This is a genomic window from Sphingobium sp. AntQ-1 (assembly GCF_028538045.1).
Classification (GTDB): domain Bacteria; phylum Pseudomonadota; class Alphaproteobacteria; order Sphingomonadales; family Sphingomonadaceae; genus Sphingobium; species Sphingobium cupriresistens.
In genome coordinates this window covers 1,769,099-1,785,834 of record NZ_CP117158.1, presented here as the reverse complement: position 1 = coordinate 1,785,834, position 16,736 = coordinate 1,769,099, and the positions used below count along the sequence as shown (strand labels likewise).

Annotated in this window: 23 protein-coding genes; 10 read left to right on the top strand and 13 right to left on the bottom strand. The window is 59.9% G+C overall.

Annotated elements, in window-relative coordinates:
• From sphantq_RS08910 to sphantq_RS08900, 3 genes are all read right to left on the bottom strand, one after another.
• Positions 1 to 567 (bottom strand): lasso peptide biosynthesis B2 protein, encoded by a 567-nt coding sequence (locus sphantq_RS08910; protein WP_272800104.1) that lies wholly within the window; start codon positions 565 to 567, stop codon positions 1 to 3.
• Between the two features lie 55 nt (positions 568 to 622).
• The gene (locus sphantq_RS08905) at positions 623 to 772 is read right to left on the bottom strand and encodes a hypothetical protein (protein WP_272800103.1); all 150 of its coding nucleotides are present in this window, start codon (positions 770 to 772) and stop codon (positions 623 to 625) included.
• Positions 773 to 881: 109 nt separating this feature from the next.
• Positions 882 to 1,451, bottom strand: coding sequence for a GntR family transcriptional regulator (locus sphantq_RS08900; RefSeq protein ID WP_272800210.1), 570 nt, complete (start codon positions 1,449 to 1,451; stop codon positions 882 to 884).
• 279 nt (positions 1,452 to 1,730) lie between these two features.
• Here sphantq_RS08900 and sphantq_RS08895 point away from each other — a divergent pair, with 279 nt between their 5' ends.
• The gene (locus sphantq_RS08895) at positions 1,731 to 2,249 is read left to right on the top strand and encodes a helix-turn-helix domain-containing protein (protein ID WP_272800102.1); all 519 of its coding nucleotides are present in this window, start codon (positions 1,731 to 1,733) and stop codon (positions 2,247 to 2,249) included.
• Positions 2,250 to 2,421: 172 nt separating this feature from the next.
• Here sphantq_RS08895 and sphantq_RS08890 read toward each other — a convergent pair whose 3' ends face one another.
• Both sphantq_RS08890 and sphantq_RS08885 read right to left on the bottom strand, forming a co-directional pair.
• Positions 2,422 to 2,784 (bottom strand): hypothetical protein, encoded by a 363-nt coding sequence (locus tag sphantq_RS08890; RefSeq protein ID WP_336314446.1) that lies wholly within the window; start codon positions 2,782 to 2,784, stop codon positions 2,422 to 2,424.
• A 42-nt stretch (positions 2,785 to 2,826) separates the two neighbouring features.
• Positions 2,827 to 3,171 carry a hypothetical protein gene (locus sphantq_RS08885; RefSeq protein ID WP_272800101.1) on the bottom strand — a complete coding sequence of 115 codons (345 nt, stop codon included), beginning with the start codon at positions 3,169 to 3,171 and terminating at the stop codon, positions 2,827 to 2,829.
• Between the two features lie 200 nt (positions 3,172 to 3,371).
• On the opposite strand from sphantq_RS08885, the gene sphantq_RS08880 reads away from it, so the two are divergent.
• Positions 3,372 to 3,737, top strand: a complete 366-nt coding sequence (locus tag sphantq_RS08880) for a hypothetical protein (RefSeq protein ID WP_272800100.1) — start codon at positions 3,372 to 3,374, stop codon at positions 3,735 to 3,737.
• Between the two features lie 33 nt (positions 3,738 to 3,770).
• Here the strand turns inward: sphantq_RS08880 and sphantq_RS08875 are convergent, their stop codons facing one another.
• Positions 3,771 to 4,688, bottom strand: a complete 918-nt coding sequence (locus sphantq_RS08875; protein ID WP_272800099.1) for an NAD(P)H-hydrate dehydratase — start codon at positions 4,686 to 4,688, stop codon at positions 3,771 to 3,773.
• On the bottom strand, positions 4,685 to 5,452 hold the full coding sequence (locus sphantq_RS08870; RefSeq protein WP_272800098.1) for a histidine phosphatase family protein: 768 nt from the start codon (positions 5,450 to 5,452) through the stop codon (positions 4,685 to 4,687). Before sphantq_RS08870 ends, sphantq_RS08875 begins: the two co-directional genes overlap by 4 nt.
• Before the next feature lie 142 nt (positions 5,453 to 5,594).
• Between sphantq_RS08870 and sphantq_RS08865 the strand changes: the two genes are divergently transcribed.
• The 5 genes from sphantq_RS08865 (at position 5,595) to sphantq_RS08845 (ending at position 8,580) form a co-directional block, all read left to right on the top strand.
• Entirely contained in the window at positions 5,595 to 5,804 is a 210-nt protein-coding gene (locus tag sphantq_RS08865; RefSeq protein WP_272800097.1) for a hypothetical protein, read from the top strand.
• A gap of 123 nt (positions 5,805 to 5,927) precedes the next feature.
• A complete protein-coding gene (locus tag sphantq_RS08860) occupies positions 5,928 to 7,046 on the top strand; it encodes a DUF3182 family protein (protein ID WP_272800096.1) in 1,119 nt (372 codons plus the stop codon).
• Entirely contained in the window at positions 7,043 to 7,840 is a 798-nt protein-coding gene (locus sphantq_RS08855; RefSeq protein WP_272800095.1) for an alpha/beta hydrolase family protein, read from the top strand. The genes sphantq_RS08860 and sphantq_RS08855 overlap by 4 nt, the downstream gene beginning before the upstream one ends.
• Positions 7,841 to 7,939: 99 nt before the next feature.
• Entirely contained in the window at positions 7,940 to 8,383 is a 444-nt protein-coding gene (locus sphantq_RS08850; protein ID WP_272800094.1) for a pyridoxamine 5'-phosphate oxidase family protein, read from the top strand.
• Complete coding sequence (locus sphantq_RS08845; RefSeq protein ID WP_272800093.1) at positions 8,383 to 8,580, top strand: hypothetical protein; 198 nt, start codon at positions 8,383 to 8,385, stop codon at positions 8,578 to 8,580. Before sphantq_RS08850 ends, sphantq_RS08845 begins: the two co-directional genes overlap by 1 nt.
• A gap of 50 nt (positions 8,581 to 8,630) precedes the next feature.
• Here the strand turns inward: sphantq_RS08845 and sphantq_RS24300 are convergent, their stop codons facing one another.
• Positions 8,631 to 9,272: a glycoside hydrolase family 15 protein gene (locus sphantq_RS24300; protein WP_336314445.1), complete on the bottom strand. Its 642-nt coding sequence runs from the start codon at positions 9,270 to 9,272 to the stop codon at positions 8,631 to 8,633.
• Between the two features lie 38 nt (positions 9,273 to 9,310).
• Positions 9,311 to 10,609 (bottom strand): glycoside hydrolase family 15 protein, encoded by a 1,299-nt coding sequence (locus sphantq_RS24295; protein WP_336314444.1) that lies wholly within the window; start codon positions 10,607 to 10,609, stop codon positions 9,311 to 9,313.
• A gap of 21 nt (positions 10,610 to 10,630) precedes the next feature.
• Between sphantq_RS24295 and sphantq_RS08835 the strand changes: the two genes are divergently transcribed.
• Positions 10,631 to 11,524 carry an SDR family oxidoreductase gene (locus sphantq_RS08835; protein ID WP_272800092.1) on the top strand — a complete coding sequence of 298 codons (894 nt, stop codon included), beginning with the start codon at positions 10,631 to 10,633 and terminating at the stop codon, positions 11,522 to 11,524.
• 107 nt (positions 11,525 to 11,631) lie between these two features.
• Here sphantq_RS08835 and sphantq_RS08830 read toward each other — a convergent pair whose 3' ends face one another.
• Complete coding sequence (locus tag sphantq_RS08830) at positions 11,632 to 12,066, bottom strand: DUF3597 domain-containing protein (protein ID WP_272800091.1); 435 nt, start codon at positions 12,064 to 12,066, stop codon at positions 11,632 to 11,634.
• 125 nt (positions 12,067 to 12,191) lie between these two features.
• On the opposite strand from sphantq_RS08830, the gene sphantq_RS08825 reads away from it, so the two are divergent.
• Positions 12,192 to 12,764 carry a DUF4142 domain-containing protein gene (locus sphantq_RS08825; RefSeq protein ID WP_272800090.1) on the top strand — a complete coding sequence of 191 codons (573 nt, stop codon included), beginning with the start codon at positions 12,192 to 12,194 and terminating at the stop codon, positions 12,762 to 12,764.
• A 514-nt stretch (positions 12,765 to 13,278) separates the two neighbouring features.
• On the opposite strand, the gene sphantq_RS08820 is transcribed toward sphantq_RS08825, so the two are convergent.
• On the bottom strand, positions 13,279 to 13,644 hold the full coding sequence (locus sphantq_RS08820; protein WP_272800089.1) for a hypothetical protein: 366 nt from the start codon (positions 13,642 to 13,644) through the stop codon (positions 13,279 to 13,281).
• A gap of 5 nt (positions 13,645 to 13,649) precedes the next feature.
• Entirely contained in the window at positions 13,650 to 14,537 is an 888-nt protein-coding gene (locus sphantq_RS08815) for an iron-containing redox enzyme family protein (protein WP_272800088.1), read from the bottom strand.
• Between the two features lie 220 nt (positions 14,538 to 14,757).
• Here sphantq_RS08815 and sphantq_RS08810 point away from each other — a divergent pair, with 220 nt between their 5' ends.
• Positions 14,758 to 15,117 (top strand): hypothetical protein, encoded by a 360-nt coding sequence (locus tag sphantq_RS08810; protein WP_272800087.1) that lies wholly within the window; start codon positions 14,758 to 14,760, stop codon positions 15,115 to 15,117.
• A gap of 15 nt (positions 15,118 to 15,132) precedes the next feature.
• Here the strand turns inward: sphantq_RS08810 and tnpC are convergent, their stop codons facing one another.
• Positions 15,133 to 16,704, bottom strand: a complete 1,572-nt coding sequence (gene tnpC / locus sphantq_RS08805) for an IS66 family transposase (RefSeq protein WP_272800208.1) — start codon at positions 16,702 to 16,704, stop codon at positions 15,133 to 15,135.
• Positions 16,705 to 16,736: the final 32 nt, after the last annotated feature.

Sequence of the window (16,736 nt, the reverse complement as noted above, 5' to 3'; positions counted from 1 at the left end):
TCAACGGCACCTGAGCCGGTAAATCGGAACATAGTCTTCCAGGAGATGTGCGCGCTCGCCAAGCAGCACGTCGTCGATCGCCAGCCAGCAATGGGCACGGAAGGGGAAGAGCTGGACGCCAATCACCCAATCGGCGCCATGGCCATGGTCAGCGAGATAATGAAGCAGCGCATAGGCCTTGAGCAGGCAGGACGGCTGGATGGGCAGATAGAGCGAAAGGCGCTCGAAGCAGGCTGCCAGTTGCACAGGCGAAGGCGCGTTCGGTCGAGGAATGCGCTCGAGTTGGAGAGCGTCGATCAGCAGGGCACGGACAGGCTGGCGGGGAAAGCGCGCGAGCGCAGTGGCATAGGCCAGAAGGAAGCAGCCAATAGTCCTGGGCTTGACCTGCGGATATTCAACGGACGGCTCGCGCCAATAGGGCTCAAGAGGCATTGCGGCCGGTACGACAGCTTCGATTGCAGGACCTTCATAGCGGCAGAAATAGCCGTCCGTCTCGAAGTCGAGCAGCACATGGCCATCGCCGCAGCGGACGCTGTGGACGGTAAAGAGGTCGCGCGGCAGCATCATAGCCTCCCAGTGAAGGAAGTGGCGCCGGCGTGGAAAGCCGACGCCACCGGTCCGATCAGCCGCCGAGCGTATATTGGCGGTCGCTGACCATTTCAGCACGGATGCCCGCGAAGGATGCGCGGGTAAGCTTGCGCGCTGCGCCGAGCGGGATGGCGCGGGGAGCGGGCCGGACCGATGCCGGTGCCGCTTTGGTCTGATGTGTCATATCTACCTCCGTCATGCTGCCGCGAAAGCTGCGGCAGAGCCAGTAGACGCCTGCCCTAGATCTATACCGAAATCATATCTGGCCTATATTTGAACTATAGACATAGCCGTCATCGGATCGGGTAGAGCGCCTCGGCGAGACGCTGGGCCTCTTGTGCACATTGCATATGGAAAGCGTCGTTGATGACGCGTGCGCGATCATGCTCGCCCTGCGCCACAGCTTGGGCAAACAGGCTTCCAGTCGCTGCCAGGTCGCCTATGGCCAAAGCCTCGTGCCGACGGAGCACAAGCAGCCGATCGTCGAGATATCGACGGACAGCAGACATCGCCGCATCACCTGATCGGTCGGCAACCATGTCGAAGGCGCGCCACAGGCCGCGCCGATGCCGTTCCCCCAAGCGCAGGCTCGGCCTTGTCGCGAGTATCTGCTGCATCCAGTGGCCATGCGCTCCGTAGAGGCCGGCGATCACGCGCGCGGTAAGCGGGGCGAGGTAGAAACCTTCGCGATGGCGTTCGACGATGATGTCACGCCCCGCCAGTTGCCGCAGTGCCTCGCGCACCGGGGTCGTGCTCACGCTGAGCGATTCTGCTAGCGCTGCTATGCCGATCCGGTGGGTCGGACGATAATGGCCTTGAACGATTCGAGCGGTAACCGCCGCATAAACTGCCTCGTATGGCATCCGCGTCTTGTGCTCCATCTCTACGCCTCCTTGGGCATGAGCATCGGCTTAGGAGACATAAGAGCAAGGAAATCAGCCGTTTTCGACCGGGCAGGTCAAGCCTACGCAAGCGCTAGAGTTGCATTTGGCAACCAAGCTGCCGATAATCTGCAAATATAAGGCGGATACTCCGCAGGAGACGTTCGCACCAAGGTGAGGTTGAAGGGCGGTTTGCCCCTGTCCGCTGGGCAGGGATCGGCCTGACGCTAATCGACCGGCATAAGAGGCGGGTCTTGCAGGATGGAGGTGCCATTGCCTTTCTCGTCGCTGGACCTGTCGGACCAAAATCCCTGCCTCTCGCGCGCGTTGCGCGCCATCCGACGCCATCGCGGTCTCAAGACTAGTGAGGTCGCGCGTCGCATGAACATGCCGCAGCGCAGCTACGAAATGTTCGAAGCAGGCGGCGGGCGTATTACCTTTGCGCGTATCATATCCTTTGCCGAAGCGACCGACTGCGATCCCTTCGCGCTCGCGTTGGCCGGACCGTTCAATTCCGCAGAGTTTGCCGTCAATTGCGCCGATACCAAGCTCGTAATGATCATGGTCATGTCATTGCAGGAGTTTGCCGAGGATCGTGGCGCCGACATCAGCTTCCTTGAACCGCCAAACGTGATCGCCGCTCTCCAGCGCCTCTTCAAGGATCTGGGCGTCCGGCTTGACGACAATGAAGCTTTCCTCGCGAAATGGCTCGATGGTCGCACCGGTCGGATCGGACTCGGCGCCCTTAGCCTGCGCGGTTTGCATCGTCGTAAAGCCTGAAAGGTCGACGTCCGTGGATTGCAGATTTGGACGGTAGGCACAGGCGTTGTCAGGAATGCATGTCTTCCTGCCGCCATCCCATGTCTGCGCATGGGCACTTCGATTATCCGCAGCGATCGAGTTCTAGAAATGCCGCTCACTAGCCTTAATTCGCGGGCCAAATGCGCTCAGTTCACTGGTAATGTAGTGTTTTCCCAAACCCTTCATTCGCGTTGGCCATCTTGGCTACTTTCCTGAGATGGCTGCGGACGTGTCGCTCGAATCGTACATCGTCGTAAATGCCCGTCGCCTGATATTCTTCCCTGGCGATCAGGTCCTTGAGGCGCTGGGCAAAGGTGGCCTGCCCATTGGAGGAATCAGGGACTTGAAGGGCATGACACACCCATTCCTCTGCGGCAGCCTTGTCATACTCATCCCGCGCATCATAGCCGCGCCTATCCGCCGCCGCCTGATCCACTTTTGAAGCTTTGAGCCGGAGCGCAAGCCATTTCCGGACCACTGCTGCATCCCATCTTTGTGACGGATTGCTCATCATTCCCTCCAAAATCTACACCACGGCTCTTCTATAGAGGCGGAATTAGACAAGGCCTATCTTGCCGAACAAGCTGCCACCACCTTGCCTCAATCCCGGTCTCTTGATGTCTCGATCCTCGACCTCGAAACGGACAGTTGGAGAACCATCACCCACTGCAGGGGTGACTAGGCTTGGGACAAAACCGACGTTCGCAAGCCTTGCCGGGAATGACAGGTCCCCATTCAACACCCGCCATTCCTGAAGCCCTGCCCAACTTTCCAGGAATGCATGATACTGACCGATAGGTGAATGTCCGGTTCGTAGCAGGATTGCGGCGGAAGCTGACATTCGCGTAGCAGCGGACACTGGACAGAGCTGGTCGATGAAATCAGCCAACGTGTCCGCCATGCATGGCGCTTCCATGCCCATGGCCACGACGGTCAAGACTTTTGATCTTCGCTGGCTCAGCTATGGGGCACGGTGGCTCCCCCCACCAAGGATGTGCGAGGCCAGTTTTGCCATCCCTTTTGTCATGCGGTGCTTCGCCTCGGCGCGGCCAAGCTTATGAGGGACATCGATGATCGTTGCTGTGGGACGAGAGGACAAATATGATGCTGAACGCAGTCGCCTACACGCCTGAACGTCGCTTAAGCCCCCGTGAGTCCGCGAACGTCCCCTGCATAGTCAACTGGTCCGGCATGTACGAGTTCGCCACGATCAAAAATATGTCGATCTATGGCGCGCAACTGGAAGGGTTTAATTTTCCACCAGCCGGAACGGCGGTGACAATCGTAGTCGATAAAGTCGAAATCTGCGCATCAATCATTTGGGTGGACGGCGCGAAATGCGGTGTTCTGCTGGCGCATGATGAGGATCCTATTGCATTCATTCGCCAGCATTCGATCCGGCCGATAGGGCACTTGGCGCCTGCGGTGGGAAAGATCACGGAAATCGATGTACCGTGCATCTGCTGATCAATAGCTCCCGCAGTCAACAATGAACGACAGCTAGGGCAGGATATCCTCAGGAGGACCCAGAGTCCGCATGGTTTGCTCGATGAGAGCAGGAATGACCGGTAACAGCTCGCGTGCCAGAAAGCCTACCTCGCCGATTGTCTCAGCTAGGATGTTGCCAGCCTTTCCATGGATCCAGGCGCCCCAGGCGGCAGCCTGAAATGCAGTCGCACCTCGAGAAGCAAGACCCCCTATGAGTCCAGCCAGCACATCGCCGGAGCCTCCCGTGCCAAGCCCGACGCAGCCCCCCTCATAAACGAGGTATTGTCCTTCAGCTGTGGCCAGATAGCTAATGTCGCCCTTGAGCAGGATGACGGCGTTCCATCGCACTGCCATTTCGGCGGCTATCGCTGCTGGCCTCGCCTTGATCTCTTCGATTGGCAAGCCGCTCAGCGCCGCCATCTCTCCATGGTGAGGCGTGAAAATCACATTCTTGCTTACTCGCCACCGTGAGGGGTCGAAGTCGCGCAGTGAAACCAGAGCCGCAGCGTCGAGAATGAGACTGCCAGGAAAATTGAGGCTATCGAGGAGATTGGCAATAAATGCCCGCGCACCTTTGCCCATGCTCATGCCTGGTCCCAGAACAAGCGTGTCGCAGGTCGTGATTCGATCCTTCAATATTTCCGCTGCCGCAGGGGCGATTTCTCCGTCTTCGTCGGCGGGCAGGGCAATCATGGCTGCCTCCGGGACGAGCACGCCCAACGACAAGGCCGAAGATCGCACTGTCGCCAGCTGCAGCTTTCCAGCACCTGCGCGTAGCGCGGCTTCACCGGTAAGGCGAAGCGCGCCGGGCACAAATTCAGCTCCTCCAACCACCAGGACGCGGCCGCGACTGTTCTTGTCGGCGCCTTGCGCGATCGCCGGCAGCGGATGGCGCTTCAGCCAAGCCTCGTCGAGCTGTTGGCAATTCATCCGCGTGCACCGGCTATGGCATCGGGCGCGCGGGTCACGGGCATGTCTTCCTGCTCGACCGGGGCCGTCACATTGTATCGACCAAGCAATAGCCCTCCATCCTTGCCCTTCTTCGCGTCGAATGCATATTCGGTGATGGCGCAGTTGGCGACATCGCCTTCACGGTCGACTTCCAATATCTCGGCCTCGGTCATGCCTTCGATGATGTATCGCAAGCACAGCACCACCACCTGATGGGTGAAGATCATCACATGCCGGTCCGCATGATGAAGCGCGATCGTATCCATGACGGAGCGCAGTCGCAGAATGACATCGCACCAGCTTTCGCCCCCTGGAGGGCGATGATAGAATTTGCCTAGCAGCCTGCGAAATTCTGCTTGCTGCGGTTCGATGCTGCCCATCCCCATGGATGTCAGTCCATCGAGGATGCCGAATTCCTTTTCCCGCAGCCTCTCGTCAAAGCAGATGGGCACATTGCCTGCGCAACCTCCGGCCTGACGGAATAGATCGGCGGTCTCGCAGGCGCGCCGATAGGGAGATGCAAGGAGAACATCCGGACGCTCATGCGGTGCCCCGCCGGCATACCAACGTCCCAGCGCCCCGGCCTGGTCGCGGCCCAGGTCGCTCAGGGGTACGTCAGCATCTCGCTCGGACAAATCTATGCGATCGACATTGGCCTGCATGGCTGCATCCCGCGCGACGTTGCCTGCGCTCTGGCCATGCCGAACGACCGTCAGTTTCCTTGGCCAATGCAGCTGCTTCACCGCTTTTCTCCTTTTCGAAAGAAATGGATGGGCTGGCCAAATGATCCCCTTTGCGAGCGCGGTAATGCAGCCCGGTCAAGGATATTTCTTCGCTCCGTTGAGTTCACCGGAATGAGAGGGACATATTAGCCGGGAATCACGCATGCGCGATGATGTCGAAGCGCTGACGCTCATGGCGGAGGAAATTTCGCTGCTCCGCGACCTATCCACGCAGGATAAAAGCGATCCGAGCTGGATCCTGGCCCGAGCCTGCGCAGATCATATGTGTGAGATCATGGATTATTTTGCCGGCACCCAATGGCATTTGAGTGGCGAAATGCCTTGGTGGCGCGCATTCCAGGACAAGCCCTGACCCTGTCCTGATCTGGAGCCGCAGATCAGGGAAGCCTGGTTTGTAAGGTCAGGGATATAATGTCCGAGCATGGGGTTGTTGCAAGACTGCGCTCGGCAGCAGCTCCAAGATCCGTGAGGCCCAATGGCTCGCTCGCATCAGACCCATTTTGTGAAGATCCATGCCACCCAGTCCAGTGCCCTGAACAATGAACATGACAAGGCCTCACGGAGCGAACTTGCCCGCAGGATTGCCCGGCTCGGCGCCGCAAGATTTGTCGATCATGACATGTCGGGTGACCAACAGCTTTCAAGTGACCAACCGGACACACTCTTCATTCCGACCGGCACGATCGACCTGTCGACAGCAAGAAAACTGGGCATCCAGACCGAGAGCCAGATCTACGGTGGCGTCGTGCCGTTTCCCTTTGTCGGGAGCAAGGTCATCACGCATCCGGCCTTCGGCGACGACCCTGCAATTCCCGGCGGATGGCGCGCTGAACTGGGCTCATCTCTTGCTCCTCACGTTCTTTCGGGCTGGTCGGCCTTCACTCTCGATGCGGTCCGCGCTGCCGCTCTTGATATGCTCGGGCGCACGGCGATCCGCCTGAAGGAGGTCGAGGCCACTGCCGGACTAGGCCAGTTCGTCGCGACGTCAGTCAAGGAACTGGACGAAGCGATGGCCCTGCTCGACGAGGCTGCCATTTCGAGGCATGGCGTGGTGATCGAGGAGAATCTCGATGACGTTGTCACCTACAGCGTCGGTAGGACGCGCCTTTTTGGCGAGGCGATTTCCTATTGGGGCACGCAGCGGCTCACCACCAACAACAGTGGCGTGACTGTCTATGGCGGTTCCATCCTTCATGTCGTGAGGGGCGGTCTGGAGCGGCTTGCGAGCCTGGGTCTGGCTGACGAACTGCAGCAGGGGATCGATAAAGCGATCGCCTATGACGATATCGTCTCGCGGTTCTATCCGGATTTGCTGGCGTCTCGCCGCAATTACGATGTCGCCGCGGGCGTCAATTCCTACGGGGAACGTCGCATCGGCGTGCTCGAGCAGAGTTGGCGTGTCGGCGGCGCGAGCGGCGCGGAGATTGCGGCGTTCGAAGCCCTGGCGCGTGACCGCGGCCGCTCGGCTGTGACATGCATGACGATGGAGATTTATGGCGAGGTAGACGCTGCTCCGGACGGCAGCATTATCTATTATAGCGGTGTCGATCCCGTGGCAGGACCGATGACAAAATATGCGATGGAGCTGGAATGACAGGCAGTCAGCTATCCTTTGACGTCGAGGGCGAGAGCCTCGAGGCAACCTTGTTGTCGCCCGACAAGCTGGTCCCTGGCATTCTCTTCATTCACGGATGGGGCGGTTCGCGCGAACAGGACATGGTGAGAGCCGAAGAGATCGCCCAATTGGGATGCATCTGCTTCACCTTCGACCTGCGAGGCCATGCCAGACATGCCGAAGAGCGCAATGTCGTGACCCGGTCGCACGGTCTTGCAGATGTGACGGCGGCCTATGACTATCTCGTCAGGCAGGAGCAGGTCGATCCCTCGGCAATTGCGGTCGTGGGCACCAGCTATGGTGGCTATCTCGCGGCATTGCTCACTGCGGCTCGCCCGATCAACTGGCTGGCGCTTCGCGTCCCTGCGCTCTATCCTGACGAACATTGGGATGTGCCCAAGGCGAAGCTCGACCGCGATCTCATCAATGCCTATCGGGCACGCTTTCGAACGGGTCGGGAAGACAAGGCTCTGGCCGCTTGCGAGCGCTTTGCCGGCGACGTTCTGATCGTTGAATCGGAACATGACGATTATGTGCCGCACACGACCATCAGCTCTTACATGTCCGCGTTCCACAACAGCAATTCGCTGAGCTATCGGATTCTAAAAGGCGCTGACCATTCGCTGCGGGATGAAGGCGGCCGACGGGCCTACAATCAGTTGCTGCTCACCTGGATAGAGGAGATGGTTCGGGGCGGTCGCCGCCCGTCACCATCCGACGCCCACGCAGAGGAAAATTTGCCATCGCAGGCTAGGAAGCTTGCACAAGGCTGATACCATCCAAGCGGATGCGTTCTTGCAGCGACGCTTCGCTGGAGTGGCCCGTTATTCCTGTTCGTGCGTTGATGCCGCAACAAATAGGAGTAGACGGCCATGTCCATGTCGGTTGAAGATCTGTCGCGCAAGATGAAGGAGATCGATTTCGCGATGCTTGCCACCCATACGGGCGGCGGCGCGATCGGATCGCGTCCGATGAGCAACAACCGCGAGGTCGATTATGACGGTAGTGCCTGGTTTTTCACGGAAGAGACCACGCTCATGGTGTCGGATATCAAGGCCGATCCCGCAGTAAATCTAAGCTATCAGGGTAAATCGGGCTTGTTGGGACAACGCCCCTTCTTTTTGACGGTGGAAGGGACAGCCATGCTCATCCGCGACAAGGACCAGTTTGAAGCGCATTGGACGAAAGGCCTGGAACGGTGGTGGCCGCAGGGCACGAAGACGCCGGGCCTTGTTCTTATCCAGGTGATTGGCAAGCGCGCGCACTATTGGGATGGCGAAGAGGAAGGCGAGCTATGGCTGGAGGGCGCTCACTGATGGCCTCGGATGACAAGCCCTCGCCCCGCCGGCTCGGAAAGGCCGGCGCATTCATTTGCGGCGTCATCATCGCCATGTTCATCATCATATTCGTCGCGAGAAATGTCTGGCATGGCGAGGAACTGGAGCAGGATCAGGTCACCGGCGACAACGTCGCGACCGAGCATACCGGCCCATCCTATAACCAGCAGCCTTGAACCTGCGCAGGTTTCAGCGGAGCCTGGAAGCCGGCCATCTTTGGAGAAGCCTAGCCTCTGCCAGCCTGCAGCGACATGAGAGCCTGAATGATCGCAAGATGGGTCAGTCCTTGCGGCATGTTGCCCAGATAGCGACCGGACACAGGATCGATCATTTCAGGATATATGCCAGCTGTGGGCGCCAGCCCGTCAATCGCTTCGGTAAATGCCCTGGACGCCGCTTCAGGCTGATCAAGCAGAATTTTGGCCTCGACCATCCAGAAGGTGCAGGCGAGGAAGCAGCCTTCTTCCTTGTCGGCTCCGGAATAGCGATAATGATAGGCTCCGCAGCCGAGCTCTCGATCAATTGCCTCGACCGTTCGACGCAGGCGATCTCGTCCGTCGAACCCAAAGCGCACAGCAAGGGCAAGGGACGCATCGAGGCGATCCGAGCCCGGATAGAAGCTATAGGCGCCGAGGCTCTCGGACCAGCAATGCTCCGTTATCCAGGCCTCGATCCTGTCTCGTTCGCGTGACCAGCGATCGCGGCAGGTCGTCGGCAATTGTCCTGCGTCAGCCAGTTCGACGGCTCGGGCCAGGGCCTGCCAGCAACTGATCTTCGACATGGTATAATGCTGCTCCTGGGCAAGCTCCCAGATCCCGCTATCCTTCTGGCGCCAGTTGTCCGCACATTGGTCGGCAAGATGGGCCAATATCTCTGCGCTGCGCGCGTCCAGGATATTGCCATGGTCTATGAAGCATGCTCGAAGATATCGCCATAAATTCCATGCTGCCGCTGATCCGTGGCGCGATTGCCAGCGACAACCGGCTCTGAACGGCGATAGCCGGGCAGGTCGACTGGCCGGACGTCAGGCGCTGCGCCGCCCCAGATCGAATAGAAAACGCGCGGCCCCACTTCCCCGATTTGCTTGAGCAGCCACGTCAGAGCAGCCTTCGCCTCCGCTTGGGCACCAACGCGCAGGAAGGCGTTGATGGTATAGCCTGCGTCGCGGACCCAGGCGAAGCGGTAGTCGTAATTCTTGGACTCGCCAATCCGTTCAGGAAGAGAGGTGGTCGCCGCCGCTGCGATCGCTCCGCTGGGCGAAAAGAGCAGGAGCTTGAGGGCCAGGGCACTTCTGACCAATGCCTCCCGATATGGTCCGTCACATTGGACCGTCTGTGCCCATGTGCGCCATTCATTGTCCGAGCCGTCTATCCGGGCGTCTATTTCGTCAAGCGAAGGCACCACCAGCGGCTCGTCTTCGCCCGCCACGATCGCGAGCAGTTCCGTCTGGCCCGCCTCGATCGTCAAACTTGCGGTCGCGCCATCATCGCCCAGATGCTCGATGATTACGGCCGATCCCCGCAGAAAGAGACCCAGCACGCTGCCGACATGGAAGACATCATGGCCTCCGACATTCTGCATATAGGGCGAAGCGGTCCCCGCCCGATGGCCAAGCCTCAACGCGATGTCGAAATGTACCGAACCTTCTAGCCCCTCGATCCGCCGCGCCAATTCGCACCAGGGCAAGCGTCCTGCGGAACCGCTGTTGAGCGATTCGACTATTCGCGCCTTACCGCCAGCGGTCGTAAATATAGTCTCGAGGACATTACTCTCGGGACGATAAGTGCGGTCGACCTCAAACGCTTCACGAGGCGTGATGGCGAAATAGCCGCCCTCCTGCGGATCAAGCAAACGATCGAACAGGGGCGGAGAATCGAGATTGGGGACACACCACCAATCGAGCGACCCATCGCCGCCGCTCAGAGCCACGGTCCGGCCATCGCCCAGGGCCGCATAATGTTCGAGCTGGAGATGGTTTTCCGCGTCGCGCCGGGGGGGTGCGTTGTCGAGCCGGATCCTGTTGATACCACCATTCCCTTGAACTGATTTCAGGCAAGAACGCACAAGAGGCGATCTATTTTCCTGATCCAGATCAGAGGTTTGAATAAGATTGCCGTCCAGATGACCCTTTGTGGAACTGGAAGGCTCTGCGGCTCGTAGTTTGCCATGTCGCCTAGAACGGCAAACTGGACTGTCGTCCATCATCCCCATCAGCAAGGAGCGAACATGGCAGAGCGTCTCACCATGCAGGACCCGCGCGCACAATATCCCAAGCCCCCATTTCCAGAGCAGCCGCAGCCGGTTCCCGGGATCGCTGCGGACATGGATCCCAGGCCTGACCATGGCGAGGAAAGCTATACCGGCTCGGGCAAACTCAAGGGCCGCAAGGCGCTGGTCACTGGCGGTGACAGCGGCATCGGCCGAGCTGCCGCTATCGCCTATGCGCGCGAGGGCGCCGATGTCGCCATCTCCTATCTTCCAAGCGAAGAGGAGGACGCAAAGGCGGTCATCGCCCTGATCGAGGCAGAGGGCCGCAAGGCGGTCGCACTGCCTGGCGACATCACGGATGAGAATTGGTGCCGCAAGCTCGTCGATGAAGCGGTAAATGGCCTTGGCGGGCTCGACATTCTCGTCATCAACGCTGGCAGCCAGCAATATCGCGATGACGTGGAGGCAGTGAGCTCGGAAGATTTTGACCGCACGCTCAAGACCAATCTCTACGCCATGCACTGGATCACACAGGCCGCCGTGCCGCATCTTCCCGCCGGCGCGTCGGTGATCACAACCGCCTCCGTCCAGGCCTATGAGCCCTCGGCCATATTGCTCGATTATGCCACGACCAAGGCAGGCATCGTCGCCTATACCAAGGCGCTGGCCAAACAGCTGATCGAAAAGGGCATCCGGGCAAATGTGGTTGCCCCCGGTCCATTCTGGACAGTCCTGCAATCCAGTGGCGGTCAGCCGCAGGACAAGGTCACCAAGTTCGGGGAGCAGAGCCAGTTCGGCCGCCCTGGTCAGCCGGTCGAGATCGCGCCTATCTATGTGCTGCTGGCCTCGCAGGAGGGCAGCTATATCACCGGTGAAGTCTATGGCGTGACCGGCGGCGCCGGGATCGCCTGACGCAAGGATGGCCCCGCGTCACCGCGGGGCCATCATCCCAACAGATATGGTTCTGACAGGATAACGCCGGGCCGGCACCTCAAGATGGAGCGGCACGGCCAGAGGCCTTAGTCGCGCAGGCTATCGGGAACCACGCCGCCATTTTCAGCGAGTTTCGTCATCACCGCCCTGTGCAGCGCGATATTCTGCCCTGCGCTGCCGTCAGCGCCTTCATGGACAGCCAGTTCGTCGGCTAGTTCCTTGCGCGCCGCAAGGCTGGAATCGAGATCGAGCAGCTTCAGCAGATCGACGATCGAACTTTGATAATTTCCCCCGCCGCCCCTGGCGTCGGCCATGGCCGAAAGAACCGCGCCGACATCGACCTGCGGCAGCGAGGCTGCCTCAGATGACGCGGTGGCCGTGGCGGGCGACGCAGAGGGCGTAGTGGCTGGCGGGGTCGGGCTGGCCGTCTGGACATTCGTGGCGGATGCAGGAGCGCCATTGCTTGCCTTCTGGTCGTCATGACCAAAAATCTTGTCTCTGATCTTACTGAAGATGCCCATGTGCCTGTCCTCCATATGCTGGTTCAATCATCACCAAACGGCGGGTGGCAAAGAAAGCTCCCATGGGAACGAGCTTGGACGCGGCGGGTTGACGTTCCGACAGAGGATGATCCGGGAGACGATCAATGAAGATGCAGTTCGCGACGGTGGCGATATCATTGGCAGCGCTGACACTTGGCGGATGCGGCAAGAAGGTCGATACGACGTCCAACAACGCCGCGGCGGCGCCGATGAACAGCGTCAACGCCATCGAACCGGCGCCTGTTGCGGAGAGCGCAGGCCAGATGTTCGCCAATGCGGCAGCGGCGAGCGATACATTCGAAATCGAAAGCTCGAGATTGGCGCAAGCCAACAGCCAGTCGGCGTCCGTAAAGAAATTCGCGGAATCGATGATCAAGGCGCATACCGATTCAACGGCAAAGCTCGGCCAGGCTGCGAGCGCTGCGTCCCCGGCCATCGTACCCAAGCCGCTCCTGTCCAGCGCGCAGCAACAGTCGCTCGACTCGCTCAAGGGCAAGAAAGGTGCCGACTTCGATGCCGCCTATATCGAAGCGCAGACCAAGGGACATCAGGAGACGCTCGACACGCTCAAAGCCTATTCTGCCAATGGTGACGTTCCCTCACTGAAGGAATTTGCGACCAAGCTTGTTCCCATTGTGACAGCACATCTCAACATGACGAAGGGCCTCAAGTCCTGAACGGACATTTCTTTTTCAGAATCTCTCTGTGTGTACGGACGGGCCATGGCGGAGATCGCCAATGACCCGGCTCCCTGCCCCTTCGATCTTGCATGAGGCAGATCGAAGGGGCTTTTGAGCCTGCGAGCAAATGCAGCGTCGGCCCGATATCGCGTGTCCTTCGACCGGCCTGGACTGACGGCACCCGACCGGAAGCACATGCTCCACCTCTGTCACTCAGCAGCGTCAGCCGATCACTTGCAAAGTTCATGTCCGCCCGATCCACAGCGCGAAGTTCTTCATCCACGCCCGCCAGTCGCCGATGCGACCGGCCTAGGACGATGCTCCATGCGCTGGAGGTGCCGCGACTGGATGAACATGCCCGATCGCCGCACGAAGCGGGTCTGACTGCAAGCCCCTATACCTCGCTCGCCTTGCGCGCCCGTCTTAGCGCACTGCTCGGCCTTACACTGTCCGGCGTCGCTTTGGCGCTTTTCCGGGCTGCCCGCCGATCTTAACATCTTTGGCCAGAATCTCAGTGCAGCATTCGGCGCAAGGTGGGCACCAGCCTCCGGACGAGGTCGGGCTTTAACACCAGGGGCGCGGAAGGATGGGCGTGGACGGCTTGATGATCGAATGCTGCCGCACAGAAAACATAGGGGATGCCATAGAGATCGAGGTCGTCTGCCAGAAGACCGGAATCGCCTCGCCCCAGACGCACGTCGAGCACCGCTCCTACAGGCATCTCATCCGCCACTGCGGCGATACCGTCGGCCAGAGTGGCGTAGGGACCGTCGACAACATAATGCGCGTCTTCCAGGAGCTCAGCGATTATTGCCGCAACTGCCGGATCGTCCTCGACCAGCAGGATTTTGCGGTCGCCGCAATATTCCTCGGTCATGCAGCCTACTCAAGACCAAAATGGGCGCGATAGCGCTCGAAACAGCGTGCTCCGCATCGCAGGCGTATCAATGCGCCTTCGGCCATAGCCGTAGCGCGCCGGGGATCTTCTGCAACCAGCGGCCGGATCGCCTCGTCATTCCAGTCCCGGCTGTGCTTCACGTCAAGAACGGCGTGAAGGTCGAAATAGCGCCGCTCGCTGCCCGACAATCCGATCCTCCGCAGGCCGCGGGCTGTATGGGCTGAGCGGTCCGGCGCAGTCAGTTCAATAACCCCCAGCGCTCCGACACTGTGCCAGGCATAGGCACGCAAAGATGCCATCGCTGTCATTGCGTTTGCCAATGCCAGGCTTTCCCACACTGTATTTTCGATGCGTGTATCGAGGTCAAGAATGTCGATCAGTTGCCCAAGCATGGGTCCATGCATGCCCTTGGGATTACCTCGCCCCATCTCGTCCCAATAATTGCGTGCCAATTCCAGCTTAGCGCGTGCGGGCAGCTTCACCTGCGTCAGCGCGACAAGATCGTCAAACCCCGCTTCTCCGGCTGCCTCCTGGGACAGGAACCAGCGCAACTCGTCTCGGCTCGCCTCATCAGCAAGCCAGGGGAAAAGGCGATCTTGTTGCCCGGGTCCGATAGCCTTGAGCTTTTCGAACCAAGCAATAAATCCGTCGGCATCGGTCGGTGCCTCGGCGGCTTCCTCGATCACCTCTTTCCGCAGTTCCTCCAGAAAGGCATGCTGCAACCGCTGCATGACAATATCGTCGCCGAATGAAGCGGGAGACATGTTCTGAGGAAATGCCGGTGCCAGCCGTCGTCTGTTCCAGAAACTGAGTTCTTCCTGAAAGGGCTGATCAAGAACTAGCGGGATGTGATGTTTAAGCTGTGTCGCCACGGGGGTGCCTTCCGATAGATATATCTAGAAAGCCGAAGGCCTCATAACCGTTCCAGAAAATTCCACTGATCAAGATCAACCCTCATACTGAGTGTCCGTAAGCGTCCGCCCGGGACCGTTGGCGGCAGAAAACGCCCCATTGCGGACATTGCCTAGCCTCCTTAGCCTATCTCATGAAATCAAACGGTGGCTACTGCTGTTCGAAAGGGGGAATGTTGGGGTGAGCCTGGAAACCGGAACAGAAGCTAGACTGGCGCTGGCGAGACGCTGGGAGACGCCAGCTCGGTGGATCATGTATTTGGCGATGGCGGGCATCGTCCTATCGTGGCTGGTGCAAGAATTTTGGGTGGCCCTTGCATCTGCGACTGTCGCCATGCCGGCTGCTTGGCTCTTCAACCTTCACTGTCCGGAGTGCGCTTGGCCAGCCTACCGTGTTTACGGGACCGCGAAGGCCAAGCAAGCCGCAGACCAATTCCTCGCACCGCTGTATTCCAAGCATCTTTGGAAGCAGCCGACGGCGTGTTCAAAATGCGGGCATTCGTTTCGCTCGTCAGAAAATATTGGCAAGATCGCTCACTAACCCCCGAATGCGCGTTCACGCCTGCGGGGTGGCCCAGTTCCAAGGCAACAGTTCATCGATCCGGTTGATCGGATGCCCCTTGCCTATGCGGTCGAGGATATCGGCAAGCCATTCCTGCGGATTGACGCCGTTGAGCTTGGCCGTCTCCAGCAGCGAAAGCATGGAAGCGGCGCGCTCACCACCGCAATCGGCGCCTGCAAAAAGCCAGTTCTTGCGGCCCACGGCTATGCCCCTGAGGGCATTCTCCGCTTGGTTGTTGTCGATCTCCAGCCTGCCGTCGTCGGTGTAGGTGAGCAGTTGCGGCTTCAACTTCACGGCATAACGCAGCGCCTCGGCCAGCGGTGATCGGGCCGAGGCCTTGGACAGCACTTCGTCGGCCCAGGCGAAGAAATCCAACGCCTTGAGCTTCGAGAGCTTGCGAGCTTTGCGGCGGAAATCCGCCGGCTCACGCACGATCTGCCGTTCGACGTCGTAAAGCTCTCCGATCATCTGCAGCCCTTCGAGCGCAGCCGAGTTTGGGTCTGCCTTGTAGACATCGTTCAGCTTACGCCGGGCATGGGCCCAGCAGGCAACGGGCGTGATCGGCGCCGGTTTGCGGTCACTCGCGTAGAGGCGATCGAAACCGGCATAGGCATCGGCCTGCAGGAAGCCCGCAAAGGTCTTGAGGTGCTCGCGAGGTCGCTCGCCTCTGCGATCGGGGCTGTAGCGGAAAAGCGCTGCCGACTTGTCCAGATGGCTCCATCGTCGGTTATCACGAAGGTAGACCCATAGCCGCCCGGTTGCTGTCTTCCCGGTCCCTGGCGCTAAAACCGGGACGGGTGTGTCGTCGGCGTGGAGCTTTACGCTGGCCATGACGTGATCGGCGATCCGATCGACCAGCGGCTGCAGTAGCCAGCTTGCCTGGCCGAGCCAGTCCGCCATGGTCGAACGGCTGATCTCCACGCGCTCGCGAGCGTATATCTGTGACTGGCGGTACAGCGGCAGATGATCGGCAAACTTGGAAACGATAACGTGGGCCAGCAGGCCAGGACCAGCGCGGCCACGCGGCACGGGAAGCGCCGGGGCGGGTGCCTGGCTGATTGCATTGCAGCGGTTGCACGAAAGCTTGGGTCGGACATGACGGACGACGCGGAAGCGGCCGGGGACATACTCCAGCACTTCGGTCACATCTTCGCCGAGCTTGCCCATTGTGCCGCCGCAGTCAGAACAGCCGTCGGCATCCGGCGCTGCGTGCATAACCTCGTCGCGAGGGAGATGGTCGGGCAGCGGAGCACGGCGAGGCTTGCGAGGGGCAGCCTTGGCCGAAGCATCTTGCACATGCCCCTCGATCACGCACTCGGCATGGGCATGCTCGGCCTCGAGATCCTCCAGCGTCAGCTCGAGTTGATCGGCCTGAAGATAAAGGCGTTCCGACGACTGTCCGAACTTCATGCGCCGGAGGCGGGCTAGTTGGACTTTGAACTTCTCGATCTGCAGCGCCGTCAGCTTGATCGAGTTCTGGGCGGTCTCGAGCTTCTCGCGGGTCGCGTCATGGGCCGCGCGTTCGGCTTCCAGCTCCTGCTCTGAAGCTGCCAGGCGTGCGCGCATCGCCTCGGCAAAAGCGCGCAGTTCTGCAGGAT

Coding starts and splice junctions, on each gene's coding strand:
- sphantq_RS08820 (WP_272800089.1), bottom strand. CDS start 13,644: ATGACCGAGGAATATTGCGGCGACCGCAAAATCCTGCTGGTCGAGGAC.
- sphantq_RS08900 (WP_272800210.1), bottom strand. CDS start 1,451: ATGCCATACGAGGCAGTTTATGCGGCGGTTACCGCTCGAATCGTTCAA.
- sphantq_RS08835 (WP_272800092.1), top strand. CDS start 10,631: ATGGCAGAGCGTCTCACCATGCAGGACCCGCGCGCACAATATCCCAAG.
- sphantq_RS08865 (WP_272800097.1), top strand. CDS start 5,595: ATGCGCGATGATGTCGAAGCGCTGACGCTCATGGCGGAGGAAATTTCG.
- sphantq_RS08895 (WP_272800102.1), top strand. CDS start 1,731: ATGGAGGTGCCATTGCCTTTCTCGTCGCTGGACCTGTCGGACCAAAAT.
- tnpC (WP_272800208.1), bottom strand. CDS start 16,704: ATGCGCGCACGCCTGGCAGCTTCAGAGCAGGAGCTGGAAGCCGAACGC.
- sphantq_RS08825 (WP_272800090.1), top strand. CDS start 12,192: ATGAAGATGCAGTTCGCGACGGTGGCGATATCATTGGCAGCGCTGACA.
- sphantq_RS08860 (WP_272800096.1), top strand. CDS start 5,928: ATGGCTCGCTCGCATCAGACCCATTTTGTGAAGATCCATGCCACCCAG.
- sphantq_RS08850 (WP_272800094.1), top strand. CDS start 7,940: ATGTCCATGTCGGTTGAAGATCTGTCGCGCAAGATGAAGGAGATCGAT.
- sphantq_RS08845 (WP_272800093.1), top strand. CDS start 8,383: ATGGCCTCGGATGACAAGCCCTCGCCCCGCCGGCTCGGAAAGGCCGGC.
- sphantq_RS08830 (WP_272800091.1), bottom strand. CDS start 12,066: ATGGGCATCTTCAGTAAGATCAGAGACAAGATTTTTGGTCATGACGAC.
- sphantq_RS08880 (WP_272800100.1), top strand. CDS start 3,372: ATGATGCTGAACGCAGTCGCCTACACGCCTGAACGTCGCTTAAGCCCC.
- sphantq_RS08885 (WP_272800101.1), bottom strand. CDS start 3,171: ATGGCGGACACGTTGGCTGATTTCATCGACCAGCTCTGTCCAGTGTCC.
- sphantq_RS08875 (WP_272800099.1), bottom strand. CDS start 4,688: ATGAATTGCCAACAGCTCGACGAGGCTTGGCTGAAGCGCCATCCGCTG.
- sphantq_RS08910 (WP_272800104.1), bottom strand. CDS start 567: ATGATGCTGCCGCGCGACCTCTTTACCGTCCACAGCGTCCGCTGCGGC.
- sphantq_RS08890 (WP_336314446.1), bottom strand. CDS start 2,784: ATGATGAGCAATCCGTCACAAAGATGGGATGCAGCAGTGGTCCGGAAA.
- sphantq_RS08855 (WP_272800095.1), top strand. CDS start 7,043: ATGACAGGCAGTCAGCTATCCTTTGACGTCGAGGGCGAGAGCCTCGAG.
- sphantq_RS08905 (WP_272800103.1), bottom strand. CDS start 772: ATGACACATCAGACCAAAGCGGCACCGGCATCGGTCCGGCCCGCTCCC.
- sphantq_RS24295 (WP_336314444.1), bottom strand. CDS start 10,609: ATGATGGACGACAGTCCAGTTTGCCGTTCTAGGCGACATGGCAAACTA.